The following is a 525-nucleotide window of genomic DNA, read 5'->3' as shown; positions in this document are numbered from 1 at the left end:
GCAGTTGCTCCGGTTTGTCGGCAAAGCCGCGCGCCATTTCCGGCACGATGTATTGCGCCGAGAAGCAGAACACCACCACGTTGAACACCGGCACCATATAGCGCCAGTCGCCGTCCAACAGGTTGCGCATCTGGGTGGTGTCTTTCAGCAGCGTCGCCGCCACCAGCGCGGTCAACATTACCACCATGCCGATGCTGATGAACTTCTCGCCGCGGCCGATCGCTTTCAACCCCAGGTACAGCACGCCGGCGGCGGGCACGAAGAACAGCAGGCTGCCCAGCGCCGGCGAGAGGCCGAACAGCGATTGCAGCAGCTTGCCGCTGCCGGTCATATAGGCGGTGAGCGCCCCAACGCTGTTGACGCACACCGAAGCGAACATCAGCCAGGCGCCCAGGCCGCCGACGTAGCGCTTCGCCAGCCCGCTCAGCTGCAGATGCGCGCGGGTGCGCAGCGTGGATTCGGCAACGTACAGCATGGGGATGGTAGGCAGGCTTCCCACCAGCACCAGCCAGAACAGCAGCGGCA

General features: G+C 64.8%; 1 protein-coding gene. It reads right to left on the bottom strand.

The annotated features are described in order from the left end of the window. Positions 1 to 525 (bottom strand): aromatic amino acid transport family protein (locus SO140_RS46470; protein WP_498544277.1); only part of this gene is annotated, 525 nt, incomplete at both ends.

The sequence above is a fragment of the Bradyrhizobium sp. UFLA05-108 genome (genome assembly GCF_059803455.1).
Note: the sequence above shows the minus strand (reverse complement) of the source record. Positions and strands in the feature narration are given on the sequence as shown.